General features: G+C 61.1%; 17 protein-coding genes and 1 tRNA gene. 8 read left to right on the plus strand and 10 right to left on the minus strand.

From position 1 onward, the window contains the following. Positions 1-55: 55 nt before the first annotated feature. A complete protein-coding gene (ybaL, locus tag DMP17_RS12580) occupies positions 56-1,756 on the minus strand; it encodes a YbaL family putative K(+) efflux transporter (RefSeq protein WP_337829419.1) in 1,701 nt (566 codons plus the stop codon). 291 nt (positions 1,757-2,047) lie between these two features. Between ybaL and purC the strand changes: the two genes are divergently transcribed. The 3 genes from purC to purQ all read left to right on the plus strand — a co-directional run bounded on the left by purC (position 2,048) and on the right by purQ (position 3,857). Beyond that, positions 2,048-2,830, plus strand: coding sequence for a phosphoribosylaminoimidazolesuccinocarboxamide synthase (gene purC, locus DMP17_RS12585; protein ID WP_337829420.1), 783 nt, complete (start codon positions 2,048-2,050; stop codon positions 2,828-2,830). Between the two features lie 93 nt (positions 2,831-2,923). After that, positions 2,924-3,160: a phosphoribosylformylglycinamidine synthase subunit PurS gene (gene purS, locus DMP17_RS12590; protein WP_337829421.1), complete on the plus strand. Its 237-nt coding sequence runs from the start codon at positions 2,924-2,926 to the stop codon at positions 3,158-3,160. Between the two features lie 31 nt (positions 3,161-3,191). Beyond that, the gene (purQ, locus tag DMP17_RS12595) at positions 3,192-3,857 is read left to right on the plus strand and encodes a phosphoribosylformylglycinamidine synthase subunit PurQ (RefSeq protein WP_337829422.1); all 666 of its coding nucleotides are present in this window, start codon (positions 3,192-3,194) and stop codon (positions 3,855-3,857) included. A gap of 209 nt (positions 3,858-4,066) precedes the next feature. Here purQ and DMP17_RS12600 read toward each other — a convergent pair whose 3' ends face one another. Next, positions 4,067-4,891 carry a queuosine precursor transporter gene (locus DMP17_RS12600; protein ID WP_337829423.1) on the minus strand — a complete coding sequence of 275 codons (825 nt, stop codon included), beginning with the start codon at positions 4,889-4,891 and terminating at the stop codon, positions 4,067-4,069. Positions 4,892-5,012: 121 nt separating this feature from the next. Between DMP17_RS12600 and DMP17_RS12605 the strand changes: the two genes are divergently transcribed. Together DMP17_RS12605 and DMP17_RS12610 are read left to right on the plus strand one after the other, a co-directional pair. Next, entirely contained in the window at positions 5,013-5,366 is a 354-nt protein-coding gene (locus DMP17_RS12605; protein WP_337829424.1) for a hypothetical protein, read from the plus strand. A 120-nt stretch (positions 5,367-5,486) separates the two neighbouring features. Beyond that, positions 5,487-5,563 (plus strand) — tRNA-Arg (locus tag DMP17_RS12610). Between the two features lie 44 nt (positions 5,564-5,607). Here DMP17_RS12610 and DMP17_RS12615 read toward each other — a convergent pair. The 3 genes from DMP17_RS12615 to DMP17_RS12625 all read right to left on the minus strand — a co-directional run bounded on the left by DMP17_RS12615 (position 5,608) and on the right by DMP17_RS12625 (position 7,806). Then, entirely contained in the window at positions 5,608-6,339 is a 732-nt protein-coding gene (locus DMP17_RS12615; protein WP_337829425.1) for a hypothetical protein, read from the minus strand. Between the two features lie 281 nt (positions 6,340-6,620). Then, positions 6,621-6,860 carry a ribbon-helix-helix domain-containing protein gene (locus DMP17_RS12620; protein WP_337829426.1) on the minus strand — a complete coding sequence of 80 codons (240 nt, stop codon included), beginning with the start codon at positions 6,858-6,860 and terminating at the stop codon, positions 6,621-6,623. Between the two features lie 67 nt (positions 6,861-6,927). Next, the gene (locus tag DMP17_RS12625) at positions 6,928-7,806 is read right to left on the minus strand and encodes a LysR family transcriptional regulator (RefSeq protein WP_337829427.1); all 879 of its coding nucleotides are present in this window, start codon (positions 7,804-7,806) and stop codon (positions 6,928-6,930) included. A 138-nt stretch (positions 7,807-7,944) separates the two neighbouring features. On the opposite strand from DMP17_RS12625, the gene DMP17_RS12630 reads away from it, so the two are divergent. After that, entirely contained in the window at positions 7,945-9,012 is a 1,068-nt protein-coding gene (locus DMP17_RS12630; RefSeq protein WP_337829428.1) for a YeiH family protein, read from the plus strand. 27 nt (positions 9,013-9,039) lie between these two features. Here DMP17_RS12630 and phbB read toward each other — a convergent pair whose 3' ends face one another. From phbB to DMP17_RS12655, 5 genes are all read right to left on the minus strand, one after another. Further along, positions 9,040-9,762, minus strand: coding sequence for an acetoacetyl-CoA reductase (gene phbB, locus DMP17_RS12635; protein WP_337829429.1), 723 nt, complete (start codon positions 9,760-9,762; stop codon positions 9,040-9,042). Between the two features lie 93 nt (positions 9,763-9,855). Further along, complete coding sequence (hemH, locus tag DMP17_RS12640; protein ID WP_337829430.1) at positions 9,856-10,851, minus strand: ferrochelatase; 996 nt, start codon at positions 10,849-10,851, stop codon at positions 9,856-9,858. Next, complete coding sequence (locus DMP17_RS12645; RefSeq protein WP_337829431.1) at positions 10,848-13,175, minus strand: xanthine dehydrogenase family protein molybdopterin-binding subunit; 2,328 nt, start codon at positions 13,173-13,175, stop codon at positions 10,848-10,850. The genes hemH and DMP17_RS12645 overlap by 4 nt, the downstream gene beginning before the upstream one ends. Positions 13,176-13,588: 413 nt before the next feature. Continuing rightward, positions 13,589-14,014 (minus strand): CoA-binding protein, encoded by a 426-nt coding sequence (locus DMP17_RS12650; RefSeq protein WP_337829432.1) that lies wholly within the window; start codon positions 14,012-14,014, stop codon positions 13,589-13,591. A gap of 59 nt (positions 14,015-14,073) precedes the next feature. After that, positions 14,074-14,847, minus strand: a complete 774-nt coding sequence (locus tag DMP17_RS12655; protein WP_337829789.1) for an Mrp/NBP35 family ATP-binding protein — start codon at positions 14,845-14,847, stop codon at positions 14,074-14,076. A gap of 270 nt (positions 14,848-15,117) precedes the next feature. Here DMP17_RS12655 and hflK point away from each other — a divergent pair, with 270 nt between their 5' ends. Together hflK and hflC are read left to right on the plus strand one after the other, a co-directional pair. Then, positions 15,118-16,398, plus strand: coding sequence for an FtsH protease activity modulator HflK (hflK, locus tag DMP17_RS12660; protein ID WP_337829433.1), 1,281 nt, complete (start codon positions 15,118-15,120; stop codon positions 16,396-16,398). Next, the gene (gene hflC, locus DMP17_RS12665) at positions 16,398-17,234 is read left to right on the plus strand and encodes a protease modulator HflC (protein WP_337829434.1); all 837 of its coding nucleotides are present in this window, start codon (positions 16,398-16,400) and stop codon (positions 17,232-17,234) included. The genes hflK and hflC overlap by 1 nt, the downstream gene beginning before the upstream one ends. Positions 17,235-17,312: the final 78 nt, after the last annotated feature.

Genomic DNA, 17,312 nt, shown 5'->3' on the forward strand with positions numbered 1-17,312 from the left:
AGCCCCCTCCGTCACGTGCTTTCGCGCGCGCCACCTCCCCGCAAGCGGAGAGGAATTATCCGGCCATCACCGCGCGGATCATGCCGCGGGCGATTTCTTCTTCGCCCATGACGATATGGTCGGCGCCCAATCCTTTGAGATAGTCGGTGTCCGCATCGCTATGCGCGCGGGCGATGATGGTGATGGCGGGGTTGGCTTTGCGCGCTTCGGTGATGAGGTGGCCCGATTCGAATATATCGGGAATCGCGGTGATGAGCGCCTTTGCGCCCGCCAGATTGAGCCGCTCCAATATATTGGCCTGCCCCGCCGTGCCGATGATGGTTTCCACCGCATCGGGGGTATTTTCCTCCGCCAGTGCGCGGATCAGCGGGGCTTCCTGTTCGACCACGAGGAAGGGGATATTCTGGAGCCGCAACGCTTTTGCCACGCGCTGCCCGACGCGGCCATGCCCGACCAGCACGAGATGCCCCGAAAGGGCGGTCGGCTCGCCGCCATCGGCATCGTAGGCACTTTCGGGGGCGTCGGGATCATGCGGCGCGGGCATATCGATCCAGCGACCCAGAAACTGGAACAGGAACGGGTTGACGATGATCGACAAAATTGCGCCCGCCACCACCAGATCGCGCGCGAGCGAGGGGACGACGGCCAGCTTGACCCCCAGCACGATAAGGATGAACGAAAATTCGCCGATTTGTGCGAGGCTGGCCGATACGGTGAGCGCGGTGCGGTTGGGATGGCCGAACGCGCGCACGATTCCATAGGCGGCCAGCGACTTGCCGATGACGATGATGAGGAAGGTCGCGAATGTCTCCAACGGATGTTCGACCAGCACCGCAGGGTCGAGCAGCATCCCGACGGACACGAAGAATAATACCGCAAAGGCATCACGCAGCGGCAATGTGTCGCGCGCGGCTTGGGCACTGAGGTCCGACCCCGCCAGCACCATGCCTGCGAAAAAAGCGCCGAGCGCGAACGATACGCCGAACAGGTTGGCGGCGGCATAAGCGACCCCCAAGGCAATCGCCGGAACCGCCAGCCGGAACAGCTCGCGCGATCCGGTATGCGCGACATAATGGAGCGCGAGCGGGATGACCCTGCGCCCGATGACTAGCATCACCGCAAAGAAGATCGCGACCTTGACGATGGTGAACAACACCGTCCCCCACATCGCATCTATGCCGAGCATGGCGCTAAGGCGCGGATTGCTTGCAACGCCTTGCGCGTCCCCGCCTAACAGTTCTGCGGTGGCAGGGATGAGGACAAGCGCCAGCACCATCGCCAGATCTTCGACGATGAGCCAGCCGACCGCTATCTTGCCGCGTTCGGTATCGACGATGCCGCGCTCCTGAAGCGCGCGCAGCAGGACCACGGTGCTGGCCACCGAGAGCGCCAGCCCGAAGATAATCCCTGCGCCCACCGACCAGCCCATGAACAGCGCGAGCGCGACCCCCATCAAGGTGGCAACCGCTATCTGCCCGACCGCGCCCGGCAGCGCGAGCGAGCGCACCGCGCGCAAATCCTTGACCGAAAAATGGAGGCCGACCCCGAACATCAACAGGATGACGCCGATTTCGGCGAGTTCGGTCGCAAGCTGCTGGTTCGCGACAAAGCCGGGGGTGAACGGCCCCACAAAAATCCCGGCGAGTAAATATCCTACAATAGGGGGTAATTTGACGCGCTGCGCCGCCAAGGCAAACAGGAAGGCCAGTGCAAGGCCTACCGCGATGGTGGAAATGAGCGGCGTATAATGGGTCAAACGCAATCCCAGCTATGGTTGCCCCAGCGGCCCTGTTGTCCTGAGCCCGGACGGGCCGCGTGCCGGCCGGAAGGGCTGGCTTTAAGGGGTCGGTCCTGCCATCATAAAAATCGGGGCTTGCGAGTCAATTGCGCTGCTGAATTTCTGGTGCGTTGCAGCATTGTTGCGCGGGCCGCCGCACTCGGCTAAAGGCGCGGGCGAGAAATCTCCCCAGACAGCCTCTCCCCGAGTCTCCGGTCCGCCGGACGGGGCAATGCTATCGGGGCCATGCCGTTGAAGGGAAGTATGTAGATGGCCCGTCGCCGCCAGATTTACGAAGGCAAAGCCAAGATTTTGTATGAAGGTCCTGAGCCCGGCACCCTCATCCAATATTTCAAGGATGACGCCACCGCCTTCAATGCGCAAAAGCGCGGCACGATCAACGGCAAGGGCGTTCTCAACAACCGCATTTCCGAGCATGTCTTTACGATGCTCAACCATATCGGGGTGCCCAACCATTTCATCAAACGGTTGAATATGCGCGAGCAGCTCATCCGGCAGGTCGAAATTGTGCCGATCGAGGTGGTGGTGCGCAACGTCGCGGCGGGGTCGCTGTCGAAGCGCCTCGGCATCGAAGAAGGCACGCAATTGCCACGCACGCTCATCGAATATTGTTATAAAGATGATGCGCTGGGCGATCCGTTGATTGCCGAAGAACATATTGCCTGCTTCGGCTGGGCGAGCCAGGAAGAGATGCACGAAATTGCCGATATGGCGATCCGCGTGAATGATTTCCTCTCTGGGCTTTTTGCGGGCATCGGCATCCGCTTGATCGACTTCAAGCTTGAATTTGGCCGCCTGTGGGATGGCGAATATTCGCGCATCATCTTGGCCGACGAAATCAGCCCCGACGGCTGCCGCCTGTGGGATATGCAGACCAATGAAAAGCTCGACAAGGACCGGTTCCGCCGCGACCTTGGCGGCGAGGTTGAAGCCTATCAGGAAGTCGCGCGCCGCTTGGGGCTGCTCATGCCCGAAAGCGGGGACACTGCGGTGCTGGACCTTGAAACCCACCGCCGCAAGAAAGAGAAATAACAAGAGCATGCGTGACGCGCTTGTCTCCCCCGCCGCGCAGCGATAGGGGGCAGGGCGTATCCCGTAGCATTTGAAGGTAAGAAGGCGATTGCAATGAAAGTCCATGTTTATGTGACGCTCAAGAACGGCGTATTGGATCCGCAAGGGCGCGCGATCCACCATGCGCTCGAAGGGCTTGGCTTTGCCGGTGTCGAAGATGTGCGCGCGGGCCGCATGATCGCGCTTGATGTCGCTGACAGCGTGACCGACGCCGATCTGGACGCGATGTGCCAGAAATTGCTCGCCAATACGGTCATCGAAAATTACCGCTTCGAGCGGGTTGCCGCGTAAAGCCCGGCACGAATTTAAGGAATAGGCCCCCATGAAAACCGCCGTCATCACCTTTCCGGGATCGAATTGCGACCGCGATATGGCGAGCGCGCTCAAGCTGGTGACGGGTGTGGACCCGGTGATGGTGTGGCACCGCGAAACCGAGCTGCCCGCCGATATCGGCCTCATCGCGGTCCCCGGCGGCTTTTCTTATGGCGACTATCTGCGCTCCGGCGCGATGGCCGCGCGCTCGCCGGTGATGCAAGCGGTGGTCGATGCTGCGAACAAGGGCGTGCCTGTGCTGGGTGTCTGCAACGGCTTTCAGATATTGACCGAAGCGGGGCTGCTGCCCGGCGCGTTGATGCGCAATGCGGGCATCCATTTTGTGTGCCGCGATGTGCCGCTGACGGTCGAAAATAACGAGAGCGTCTTCACCCGCCTTTACGAAAAGGGCGAGGTCATTCACATTCCGGTCGCGCATCATGACGGCAATTATTTCGCCGATGACGCAACGCTCGACCGACTGGAAGGCGAAGGCCGCGTCGCGTTCCGCTATGCCGGAACCGTCAACGGATCGGCGCGCAATATTGCCGGGATTTTGAACGATAAAGGCAATGTCCTCGGCATGATGCCCCACCCCGAACGCATGGTCGAAGCCGCGCATGGCGGGGACGCAGGGCGGCGTATGTTTGAAGGGCTGATGACGGTTTTGGCTTAAAAAATAAGATCCTCCCCGGTACGGGGAGGTGGCAGCGCGAAGCGCTGACGGAGGGGATGGACTGCACGACCTGTGCTCTTAATCCCCTCCACCATTTGGCTGCGCCAAACGGTCCCCCTCCCCGTTCCGGGGAGGATTTTTGATTATGCTACCTAATTCCCCTCCCGCAAGCGGGAGGGGCTAGGGGAGGGCCTGTTACTTAAAGACCCTCAAACCCCCGTCTTGAACGGCGTGAAGTTCGTCCCTTCGTCAAACACATCCACGCCCTCGCGGCGTTTGAGCCAACCCACCACCGCATAAGTGACCGGCGTCAACACAATCTCCCAGCCCACTTTCATCGCCCAGTTGGTGACCATGACCGTCATCACCTGATCGCTCGTCCACACGCCCCAAAAGGCGATGGGGTAGAAGAGCAGGCTGTCGACGCCTTGGCCAACGATGGTGGAGCCGATGGTGCGGGTCCACAGCATCCGGCCCTTGGTCCAGATTTTCATGCGCGCCATGACAAAGCTGTTCACAAATTCGCCCGCCCAGAAAGCGGTGATCGACGCGAGCACGATGCGCGGCACTTGGCCGAACAATTTCTCATACGCTTCCTGCCCGTCCCAGCCGGGCGCGGGCGGCATGGAGACGACCGCCCAGCTCATTAACGCCATGAACAGCAAGGCAGCAAACCCTGCCCAGATCACGCGGCGCGCGCGGGCATAGCCATAAACTTCGGTGAGAATGTCGCCCAGCACATAGCCCAGCGGGAAAAATAAAATGCCTGCGCCGAATTCATAACCCGCGACTTGGCTCAGCTTTGCCGCGCCGATAATGTTCGACAGGAGCAGCACCACGACAAAGGCCGCCATGACATAATCATAATAAAGGAATTGGTGGCGTGCGAGCGCGGCGGCGCGGGTGGCGGGCGCGTCATGGCCGGGATGGGCGTCATGGTCGGCATGGGCGGAATGGCCGTGCGGCGCACCGGACGCAAGGCTCTCCGGCCTATCGGGCGCATCGGGAATCACAGGGCGGCTAGGGTCGGTCACGGCCCGCGCACTTTATCCCAAAGCGTGGCGGCAGCAACGCCAATCTCGCACCGATTAGGCTTTGCAAGGCCGACCATATCGCGATAGCGGTAGGGCGGACTATCGCAAGCGGGAGAAATTTATGAAAAGAAACCCTAAAACCTTGTTGTGGATCGGCCTTGTGCTGCTCGCAATCGGCGCATTTCTTTCCTTCGGTCCGGGGAGCGGCCCTGCATCGGCATCAAGCGCGACAGAAGCGGCCTGCCGCACCGAAATGGCCAAGCGCGGCGGTGATGCTTCTTTGGCCGAGCGCTGCACCGACGCCAATTTCGCCACCGCCATCACCGCCACCAATGCGAGCGATGCCGCAGCGGTCATCGCGGCCAATAATAATGCCGAAATCGGCGGCAGTGCGATTGGCAAATTCCTGCTCGGCATGGGGCTGGTGCTGACCCTGTTCGGTTTCCTTGCACCGATGCTGCGCAAAAAGGATTAAGGCCTGCCCCAAACATTGCGGCTCTTTACGCGCCTCTTTACGCGATAAAGGCCGCGCATAGCGGGTTCCCCCTGCGGCCCGAATCCGCTATGCGCTCTACCGCTTCAAGCAGGCATCCGCGCGCCCTTAGCTCAGCTGGATAGAGCACCCGCCTTCTAAGCGGGTGGTCGCAGGTTCGAATCCTGCAGGGCGCGCCATTCCTCCTCCCGAACCGCTATGCCCGCTTACTCCGCGCGCGGTGTTAGCGGCTTGGCGGCGTTATCGGCTGGGCGGTGATGGGGACGAAGAGCGAATGTTCCTCGCCTTCGGTGTTGCACGCGACGCGGAGCAAGCGGATGACCGCGCTATGCGCGATATTATGCTGCGCGATCGGCGTGTCGAAACGGCAGCTTCGCGTTTCAAAAGTCTGCCCCACCATCAAATCCTTGACCGTGACTGGCGACATGCGGGGGTAATTGACAATTTTTGTGCCTAGCCGGTCCAGCGAGGCGATGAGCTGGTCGATGAGCGTCGTCGCTTCGATCCGGTAGACTGCTCCGTCCCTGTAACGGATCGTCACCTGTGTGCCGCCAAGTTCCGCCGTGCCGTCCTGCTCCCATATTTTTGCGGGGAGCATGATGCCATTGCCGCGTGCGAGAACAGCAAAAGGATTGACGCTCCCGCGCATCTGTTCGCTCTTGCTGGAATATTGCTGAGGTTCATTTTCGGACAAGCGCACGCGATGGACGGGCCATAAAGCCTCCTGTCCGGTGCGGTGGTCGATAGCGACCAGATACACATCCTGAACCGACGCGCTATAAACCCCCAGATTATCCTGTGTCCGGCGCAGGATCAGCGTAGCATTGTCGGTGATGCCGAATATTTCATCGGTCACATCAATAATGTCCGGCGGGGTCGCGCTTGCGGGCGCTATGGGCACAAAAGCGGGGAGGATGGCGGCGAGCATGAGGGTGACAACGGATTTTTTCATCATGCTTCCTGACATAGAAAGAGGGGGCAGACGGACCATCCTAACAGATGAAGGCGTTTAAGTGACTGTTTAAGGACAATATCTCCCGATTTTTTCAAGGAAAGCATAATATCCACATAATATGCTTCACGCGGCCATCCGATAGGCCCCCGTCACCGGGGGAAGGGCGGGGCGGCCAGAATTTTCGAGGGCTGTGTCCTCGTTATGGCCACGCTCTCCGCGATAAGATGCAATCTGTCCATCTACGACTTCTACAAACATTTGCGCTTCCAAGGCGCACCCTTCTATCCGTTGGCAAACAGCCACAGCCTGATCGCGCTCGCAAGGCCCGGCGGGGTGTCGGCGTCCAGCCGCTCGACATCAATCCGCGCGACGAGGGCATTCAAGGGAAGGTTGCGCGCTTCGGCGGCGGCCTGCAACGCTTGCCAGAATAAAGGCTCGAGGCTGATCGAGGTCTGATGCCCTGCAATCGTCACACTGCGCTTGACCGGCGGATGGTAGAGCGGGAGGGCGGAATCGGACATAGGCCTGCCATAAACAGGGGCCTTGCCTTAAACAAGGCGCGCTTGCCTTAAACAAGGCGCGCTCGCCTTACCAGAATGGTCCGTCGAGAAAGGCGCGTAGCCGCCGGTTGGTGCTGCGGTCGGGATGGGTGAGCCGGTAAAATTCGCGCGTCGGCAGCGGCCAGCGCACATGGTGGAGCAGCCCCGCCTCCAGACTGGAAGCCGCGACCGACACCGACAATGCGGTCGCCCCAAGCCCCGCCTCGACCGCACCGCGCACCGCTTCATTGGAGGGCAGTTCGAGCGCGACCGGTAGGCGGCCTGCGGGCAAGCCTTGCGCTGCCAGCCCTTGCTCCAATCCGGTGCGCGTGCCCGATCCGGCCTCGCGCAGCACCCAAAGCGAGCCGCACAGATCCGATATATTTTGCGGCGGGCGCGTCACCCACTCATGGGTGCCTGCGACGACGATGATAAGCTGGTCGCGCGCGACGGCCTCCAGCGCGAGGCCCTTATGCGCGACCATCGCTTCGACAAAGCCGATGTCGGCGCGCCCGTCCGCGACGGCCTCGGCGACTTGCACGCTATTGCCGATCGACAGCGACAGGGTGATGCGCGGATAGGCTTCATGGAAGGCGACAAGGCGGCGCGGGAGCCAATAGCTGCCGATGGTCTGGCTGGCATGGATGGTTAGTGTGCCGCGCGCGAATGTGCTGAAATCGCCGAGCAACTCGCCTGTCTGACGAACCTGCGCCAAAATCGCGCGCGCTTCGCCAAGCAAGGCGCGCCCCGCTTCGGTCAGTTCAATTTGCCGTCCGACACGGTTGAACAAGGTTACATCATGGCGCGCCTCCAGCGCCGCAATGGCATGGCTCACCGCCGATTGGGCGATGTTGAGCGCGCGCGCCGCGGCGGTCATATGCTCGCGTTCGGCGACGGCGACAAAGATGCGGAGTTGCTCAAGGGTCATGGCGGCAGGGCCTTATCATCAATATCGTCAATCAATCATAAAAACAGATTAATTACATAAAAATCATATATTTGATATATGAAATAAGCGCGCCTATCTTCAAGCCATCTTGTTGAGAAACCGGCAAAAGGCTGTGCCATGCATCCCGATATTTCTTCCCCCTCCGCCCCGATCGAAGCCAAACAGGGCGAATCTCTTTCCCCGCATTTCGGTGGAAAGCTTCCCGGTCTGTTGCTCGCGGCCGGCATTGCGGCGGTGGCAACATTGGCGCATCACCTGCCGGGGTTTGGACTGTTCAGCCCGATGATCCTTGCGATCCTTATCGGCATCGCGTTCCACAATAGTGTCGGAACTTCCGCCAAGGCGCGCGCAGGTGTGACTTTTGCAATGCGGCCTTTGCTCCGCTTTGCGATCATCCTGCTCGGCTTCCAAATCAGCGCGCAGCAAATTGCCGATGTCGGGGCATCGGCCTTGCTGGTTATCGCGCTCAGTCTGGGGGCGACCTTCCTGTTCACAAGCTGGCTCGGCAAGCGGCTCGGCGTCGCGCCTGCGTTGACGCAGCTTATCGCGGCAGGCACCTCCATCTGCGGTGCATCAGCGGTGATTGCGACCAATATGGTGACGCGCGCACGCGATGAAGATGTGGCTTATGCGGTCGCCTGCGTGACGATTTTCGGGTCCGTTGCGATGCTTGTCTATCCGCTCCTGCCGGGAATGTTAGGGTTGGACCCGCATGGCTATGGCCTATGGGCGGGCGCGTCGATCCATGAAATTGCGCAAGTGATTGCCGCCGGTTTTCAGGACGGCCAAGCAGCGGGCGAATTTGCCACCATCGCCAAATTATCGCGCGTGTTGCTGCTCGCGCCGATGGTTATGGCCATCGGCCTGTGGAGCGCGCGGCAGGCAAAGCGCGGGGGCGCCAATGTCGATAGCGAAGCCCCGCGCAGCAAAGCGCCGGTCCCTTGGTTCGCGCTCGGCTTTATCGCGATGGTTGGGGTCAATTCGCTGATGCCGCTCCCGCAGTCCGCGCATCAGGCCTTGGTGACGGTGACAGGCTTCCTCCTCGCCACCGCGCTCGCCGCGATGGGGCTTGAAACCGACATCCGTAAATTGAAGGCCGAAGGGGTGCGCCCCTTCCTGCTCGGCCTTGCCGCCTTCCTGTTCATTGCCGGGTTCAGCCTGTTTCTGGTCAAGCTTGTCGCCTGACCGGAAAACAGGCCTAATTAACCCGCCTCAATACATATGCTGGCCGCCATTGATGCTGAGCGTCGAACCGGTCACAAAGCCCGCATCGTCCGAACAAAGAAACGCAACGCCGCGCGCGATTTCCTGAGCCTTGCCCAAACGGCCGACCGGGATTTTGGCGACGATCTTTTCCAGAACGGGGGCTGGAACCGCCGCCACCATATCGGTGTCGATATAGCCCGGCGCAATCGCATTGACCGTCACGCCCTTGCGCGCGCCTTCCTGTGCGAGCGCCTTGGTAAAACCGTGGATGCCCGATTTGGCGGCGGCATAGTTGACCTGACCATATTGGCCCGCTTGTCCGTTGATCGACCCGATATTGACGATGCGGCCCCAGCCGCGCTCGACCATGCCGGGGAAGGTCGCCTTGGCCATGTTGAAACAGCCGCCGAGGTTGATACGCATCACCTCGTTCCAGTCGTCGAAATTCATCTTGGCGAGCGTGCCGTCGCGGGTGATGCCCGCATTATTGACCACCGCGTCAATCGGGCCAAGCTCGGCGGCGACTTGTGCGCATCCAGCCTGACAGGCTTCATAATCGCCCACATCCCATTTAAAGGCTTTGATGCCGGTGCGGTCGGAAAATTCCTTGGCTTTGGCGTCGTTGCCCGCATAGTTGGCCGCCACCGTGAAGCCGAGTTCCTTGAGCGCAATGCTGATGGCTTCGCCAATACCGCGCGTGCCTCCGGTTACGACTGCTACTCGTGCCATAATCAGTGCCTTTCCTCATCCTGTCAGTTATATACCGAACCTACTGCGCGCGGGCCAAAGTGCAAGCGTTCCGGAAACGTAAAGGCGAGATTCTTATACCCAGCCAGCCAGTTCGCGGCGCATCAGGGTTTCGAGCATCGCCATGCCGGGGGTATCGGCATTGAGGCAGGGGAGATAGGCAAAGTCGGTGCCGCCTGCTTCGATGAATTGTGCTTTGCCGCGAATGGCAAGTTCTTCGAGCGTTTCAAGGCAATCGACCGAAAAGCCGGGCGCGAGAATGGCGACCTTGCGGCTGCCTTCGGTGGCGAGCCGGACAAGGCTGGCGTCGGTATAAGGTTCCAGCCATTTGGCTTTGCCGAAACGCGACTGGAAAGTGGGGATAAGCGGACGCCCCAGCGCGTCCGACAGTAGGCGCGCGGTTTCAAGGCAATGGTCGTAATAAGGATCGCCCAGCGCATAAGTGCGCGCGGGCATCCCGTGAAAACTTGCGACAATCGCATCGGGGGTGAAATCGAGCGCAGCAAGCGCGGCTTCGACCGATGTTTTGAGCGCGGCGATATGCGCAGGGTCGGCATAATAGGGCGGCAAGGTCCGCACCGCCGGTTGCCAGCGCATCGCAGCCAGCGCGCGGTAACATTCATCCAGCGCGGTTGCGGTCGTTGCCGCGCAATATTGCGGGTAGAGCGGGGCGATGAGGATGCGCGCGCACCCCGCCTGCTTCATCGCGGCGAGCCGCTCGGGGATCGCCGGATTGCCATAGCGCATCGCATAATCGACATGGATGGCGGCGTCGCCCAGCCGCGCCTGCAAATCTTGCGCTTGTGCTTTGGTAATCGCGAGCAGCGGCGAACCCGCCTCCGTCCACACCTGCGCATAAGCATGGGCCGATTTTTTGGGCCGCGTCGTCAGCACCGCGCCGCGCAAGATGGGCTGCCACAAAAGTTGCGGGATTTCGACGACGCGCGGGTCGGACAGGAATTGCTTGAGATAGCGGCGCACAGATGCTGGATCGGGCGCGTCGGGCGTGCCCAGATTGACAAGCAGCACCCCGATTTTGCGGGCCGTATCGGCGGGAGGAGAGAGGGTCATGTGACGGGTTTCAAACTGAAAGGCAGGCGGCGCATCCGCTGGCCGGTGGCGCTGAAATAGGCGTTTGCAAGCGCGGGTGCAACCGGCGGCACTGCAAGCTCGCTCACCCCGCCCGGCGCGCGGTCGCTCTGGATAATTTCGATGCGGATTTCGGGACTTTGCGCAAGGCTGGGCAAGCGCAGTCCGCTTAAGGAACGGATATTGGCAAGGCCCTTGCTGTAACCGGTGGACGCGCCAAGCGCTGCGGCAAGGCCGAAGATCAGCCCGCCTTCTATTTGTTGCCGCACCAGCGCAGGGTTGACCACGCGGCCGACATCGACGGCAGCGGCGATACGCTCGACGCGCAGGCCCCGCTCGGTCGGACGCGCGGTCACGACGGCTGCGATATAGCTGCCGCGCATCGCATGGCAGGCAAGGCCTTGCCCCGTCCCTTTGGCCCCGCCCTCCCATTCGCCGAGCATCGTCGCTTGGGTCAGACAGCGTGCGAGTTCCGGCTCCTGCATCAACATTTGCAGGCGGTAACTCATCGGGTCGAGCGCCGACTTTGCGGCCATTTCATCGACAAAGGCTTCGGTGAAAAAACAGCTATAGCTATCCGCCTGCCCGCGCCAATGGCCGACGGGGAGCGGCACGTCGGCGCTATGGAAATCGACCGCGCGGTGCGGGATGGCATAAAGCGGCAGGCTCCCGCGCACCGCATGGGCATCGGCCTCACCGCGCGATGTTCGCAACGCCTCTTGCGGCGATGCGCCGTCGAATAGCCGCGCGCTCCATTGTTTATGGCCCGCAGGCGCAGCAATATCGGCTTTGAGGCCGTGGATATTATAAGCGGTGTCGAGCGTCGCAGTCATTTTGGCGCGGGCGGGGCAGCGCGGGCGGTCCTGCAAAATCTCTTCAGCGCGCGACCATATAAGCTGCACCGGCCTACCGGTCTTTTGCGCAATCAGCGCGGCCTGCACCGCAACATCATGTTCAAAACCGATGCCGTGCAAGCCGCCCGCCATCATCGGGAATAAGGTGATATGGCTTTCGTAAAGGCCCGTCGCCGTGGCGACCGCTTTACGGCATAGCGAAGGCGCTTGGGTTGCGACCCAGAGTTGTAGCCTTCCGCCTTCGATGCGCGCGGTCGCGGTGCGCGTTTCCATCGGCGCATGGAGCGCGGGCGCGACTTCATAAATGGCGGAAATGAGCGGGCGGCCCTCAAAAGCCTCGTCTATATCGCCCGCCTCGATGGTGCGCACACCATCGGTGTCGAGCGCATTTTTGAGGCCCGCCGCAATCGCTATATCATCGGCGACCGGTCCTGTGGTTTCAAACACCGGGGCGAGCGCATCGAGCGCCTTGTTCGCCGTCCACCAGTCGCGCGCTATAACCGCGACCCAATCCGGCTGCTCGACAATATCGAGCACGCCTTTGACTGCTTTGGCGGCCTTATGGTCGGTCGCGATAAGCTTGGTTGCCCCCAACGGTCCCTGCCGCACCGATGCATAGACAATGCCGGGGAAGCGGATGTCGCCTGCGAACACCGGACTGCCATCAACCTTGGCGGGAACATCAAGGCGCGGCAGTTCGCGGCTATAAAGGCTATCGTCGCCGGGGTCGCGGAACGGGATTTCGCCGGGCAGGTCGAACGTCGCGGCGCGCGCGGCAAGGTCGCCGAACCGCGCCTTCATTCTGTCAGGGCCGATCACAAACCCGTTTTTGGTGTCCAGCACGTCCCAGGTAACGCTGTGGACGCGCTCGGCGAAAATCTCTTCCGCCGCCATCTGGAGGAGGGTGCGGGCTGCGGCCCCTGCCTCGCGATAAGCGGCCTCGAACGCGCGCACCGAGGTGGAGCCGCCGGTCAGCATCACCGCATCACGGCGCGCTTGCTCGTCGATCAGCCAGCGCCGCGCTTTGCCGATAAAGGCAGGCGCGTAGCTGCGCGGCGTTACCAGCTCCGCTTCTTCATCGACCAACAGGCTATTGGTATAGACGGGGTGGATCGGGGCAGGGGAGACCGCAATGGTGCGCCAGTCCGCGCCCAGCTCATCGGCCAATATTTGCGGCAGCGCGGTGGTGACGCCTTGGCCATATTCGGTTTGCGGCACGATCACGGTGATGCGCCCATCGCTGCCGATTTTGACAAAAGGGTTGAAAATCGTCTCGCCCTTGGCGGCGTTGAGGTTGGGCGTCCATGCGCGCGGCCACAGCGCAAAGCCGATCAACAGTCCCGCACCGACCCCTCCGCCAATCAGCAAAGTGCGCCGGTTCATCTGCGCACGCGCGCCTATGTCGCCCATTTTGCGGGTCAAACGGCTGCGCATATCATCGGGGTTCCCCATAGAGCCCTGATAGTCATGCCAAACAGGTGGTCAATCACTATTGTTCGGGGCGAGGCGGGGAGGGGGATGGCGTCGGGGCGGAGCGGGTCGCCCAGGCGGATGGTTCGGACAGATTGCTGTGGGCGGGCAGATATTTTGCGGGCTTACCTATATTCTCCCCGGCTTGCCTGGCACCGAGACTTTAAGCTCCTCCCCGAGCTTGCTCGGGGAGGTGGCGCGCGCGTAGCGCGTGACGGAGGGGTTATGCGAGGCAAAGCCTCGCGCGATTGCTGAAGGCAATCGCTTTTACCCCTCCACCATTCGCCTACGGCGAACGGTCCCCCTCCCCGAGCAAGCTCGGGGAGGAACTTGAGGTTTAGGCTAAAAGCAAGCTTGGGGCGGCGCTTTTAAAGTCAGCTTATGTCGCCAGCCTTTCACCTCGCTGACAAACCCAATCGCGCTATTTCAATCTTCGGGCAGCGGTCCATGACCACCTTCAACCCCGCTTCCTCGGCCCGCGCGGCGGCGTCTTTGTTGATGACGCCGATCTGGAGCCAGACGGACTTTGCGCCATGACCGATGGCATCATCGACCACGGCGGCGGCGGCTTCGCTGTTGCGGAAAATATCGACCATATCGACCGGCGGGCTGATGGCGGCGAGCGATTCCACCACCGTCTGGCCCAGCAATTCCTGCCCCGCAAGGCCCGGATTGACAGGGATCACCTCATAGCCTTGGCCGAGCAGATATTGCATCACGCCATAGCTTGGCCGCCCCGGATTTTGCGACGCACCGACCAGCGCGATGCGCTTTGTCTCCTTGAGCAAGGTGGCAATATCAGCATCGCTTTCGAGCGGCATGGCGGCGGTCCTTTCTGTCCGGAAATCCGGTGGTAAATCAGGCCCGCGCGTGCGCAGGCCTAATGCGGCGTAGCGAGCCAGTCGGCAAGCCGTCCGGCTAGCGCATGAAACGGTTCGGCCACCGGATCGGTTCCCGCAGCAGGCGGGTCGCCCGCGTCCGAGCGTTCGCGAATATCGAGCGCGAGCGGGATGCGGCCAAGGAAAGGCACACCCAATGTTGCCGCCGTCGCCTCCGCGCCGCCCTTGCCGAACGGATCGCTGGTTTCGCCGCAATGCGGGCAGATATAGCCGGCCATATTTTCGATAATGCCGATGACCGGCACATCGGCCTGTTCAAACAGATGGATAGCGCGGGTCGCGTCGATCAGCGCCAGATCCTGCGGGGTGGAGACGATCACCGCGCCCTTGGGCTTATGTTTTTGCACCATCGACAATTGGATGTCGCCCGTCCCCGGCGGCATATCGACGATGAGGGTATCAATGCCGAAATCGCTCCAATGGGCGTCGATAAGCTGGGCAAGCGCATTGCCCGCCATCGGCCCGCGCCACGCGATTGCCTGCCCCGGCGCAACCAATTGCCCCATCGACAGCATGGGAACGCCATAGCCGTTGCGCACCGGAACCATCTTATTGTCGCGCGCGTCGGGTTTCACCCCCTCGCTCGCAAGCAGGCGCGGCTGGGAGGGGCCGTAAATATCGGCATCGACAAGGCCGACCTTCACCCCGCGCCGCGCGAGCGCAATGGCAAGATTGGCGGATATAGTCGATTTGCCGACACCGCCCTTGCCGCTCGCGACCGCGATGATACGCATATCCTTGCGCTCGGCGGTCATCACGACGCGCACGTCATTGACACCCTCTATCGCGCCAAGCTGTGCCTTAAGGTCCGCCTCCAGCGCGCCGCGCTCCGCAACGCTAAGCCCGCTCACATCCAGCACAAGCGAGACAACGCCCTCCTGCCATTTGAGCGCGCTCGCACGCGGCCCTGATAGTGTTGCGACAATGGGCTGAAGCGGGGACAAATCGGTCATGACAGGGCCGATATAGGGAATTTTGCGCAAAGGCACTGTTTTTCGTGGCGCGCGCACCTATAAATGAGGGGTATGAAAAAAATATATAAGAGCGTGGCAAAGCGTTTCGGTCGCAAGCGTGCGGCTTTTGAAGGCTTTACTGCACCGATCAACCTAGATGGCGGGGCCAGTTTGATGAGCGATGAAGGCCCGGGCAAATCGTCCGGCAAGGACAGCGGCGATAAAGGCGCGGGAAAAGACACGGGCAATGAACCGTTGCGCGGCCCTTGGGGCGGCAGCGGCGGCGATAATGGCGGCGGCGATACGCCCAAGCCCGGCCCGCGCAATCCTTGGACCAAGCCGCCTGCGGGCGAACGTCCGGCGCGTGAAAGCTTTTCGCGTCCGACCGCGATTGACGAATTGTGGCGCATGGGCCGCGACGGCCTTGGCAAGCGCGGCGGCGGCGGTGGTCGTCGCGGCGGCTCCGGGGGCCCGCAATTCGGCAATGGCAAGTCGGTGCTGCCGCTGATCCTCATCGTGATTGTCGGCCTGTGGCTGATTATGACGAGCTTCCACCGGATTGATTCGTCGGAAGAAGGGGTTGTCACCCGCTTTGGCAAATTCAGCCATAATATCGGCCCCGGCATGAATGTGACCTTCCCCGCGCCTATCGATCAGGTGAAGAAGGTCAATGTCGAGCTGGTCCGCACCATCGAAATCGGGTCCGCCTCGCCGGACGATAAAAATCTGGTCCTGACCGGCGACCAGAATATCATCGACCTGGCCTATGCGGTGCGCTGGAAAATTAAAAATCCCCAGCAATATGAATTCCAGTTGGCCGACCCTGAAGACACGATCAAGGAAGTCGCCGAAAGCGCGATGCGCGCGACGATTGCGAACTTCAAGCTGACCGATGCGATCGGCCCCGCGCGCGGCGAGATTGAAGCCGAAGTGCGCGAACGTATGCAGGATTTGCTCGACAGCTATAAGGCGGGCATCTCGGTCGAAGGCGTGGCCTTGAACCAGACCGCGCCGCCCGACGAGGTCAAGGATGCGTTCAACGAAGTGTCCGCTGCCCAGCAAAAGAGCGAAGGCTATCTCAATGATGCGCGTGCTTATGCACAACAGGTGACGCAAGGCGCGACCGGTGAAGCGGCGGCGTTCGACAAGGTTTATGAACAATATCGACTGGCGCCCGAAGTCACCAGACGCCGTATGTATTATGAAACGATGGAGAATGTGTTGGGACAGGTCGATAAGGCCGTGGTAGAAACGAACGGTGTGCAGGCGTATCTGCCGCTGCCCGAAATCCAGAAGCGCGCCAAGGCGGCTCCGCCCGATGCGCAGCCCGCCGTGCGGGAGGGGCAGGAATAATGGTAAAACGCACAGTCCCCCTCGCCGTTGGTGCCGTTATTATTGCGGTGGTCGGCGCGATGACTTTCTCGGTGGTCCCCGAAACCAAACAGGCGCTGATCCTGTCCTTCGGCCAGCCAATCCGCGTGGTGAACGCTTATAAGAGCAATGAGGATTTCGGCAAAACCGGTGCGGGCGTGGTCGCGCGCATCCCGCTGGTCGAGCAGATCCAGTGGATAGACAAGCGTATCCTGTCGGTGCAGATGGACCGGCAACAGGTGCTGTCGACCGACCAGCTTAACCTGCTCGTCGATGCCTTTGCGCGCTATCGCATTACCGATCCGCTCAAAATGTACACCTCGATCCGCACCGAAGAAGCATTGAAGGGTCAGCTCAAGACGATTCTCGGTTCGCGTCTGCGTTCGGAGCTTGGCAAGCGGCCCTTTGCGGCGCTGCTGTCGGCAGAGCGCGGCGAGGTGATGGAGAATATCCAGCGCGGCCTTAACGATGATGCGCGCAAATATGGCGCGGAAATCATCGACGTGCGTATCAAGCGCGCGGACCTGCCCGAAGGCACGCCGCTCGATTCGGCCTTTGCCCGGATGCGCACTGCGCGTAAGCAGGCGGCGATCACGATTGACGCGGAAGGGCGCAAAAAAGCGCAGATCATCCGCGCCGAAGCCGATGGCCAGGCCGCCAAAATCTATGCCGACAGTTTCGGTAAAGACCCTGAATTTTACGATTTTTACCGCGCGATGCAGTCTTATCGTCAAACCTTCAACGAACAAAATAAAGGCGATACGACCGTCATATTGTCACCGGACAATGCATATCTGAAGGAGTTTCGCGGACGGTAAAAGGGGCCAAGAGCAGGCAGCAAAGGTACCGGACTTTCCCCCTTTATCGCCCGTTCATGTTCAATTACGGTTAAGCCG

The organism is Pseudonocardia sp. TMWB2A (assembly GCF_017312135.1).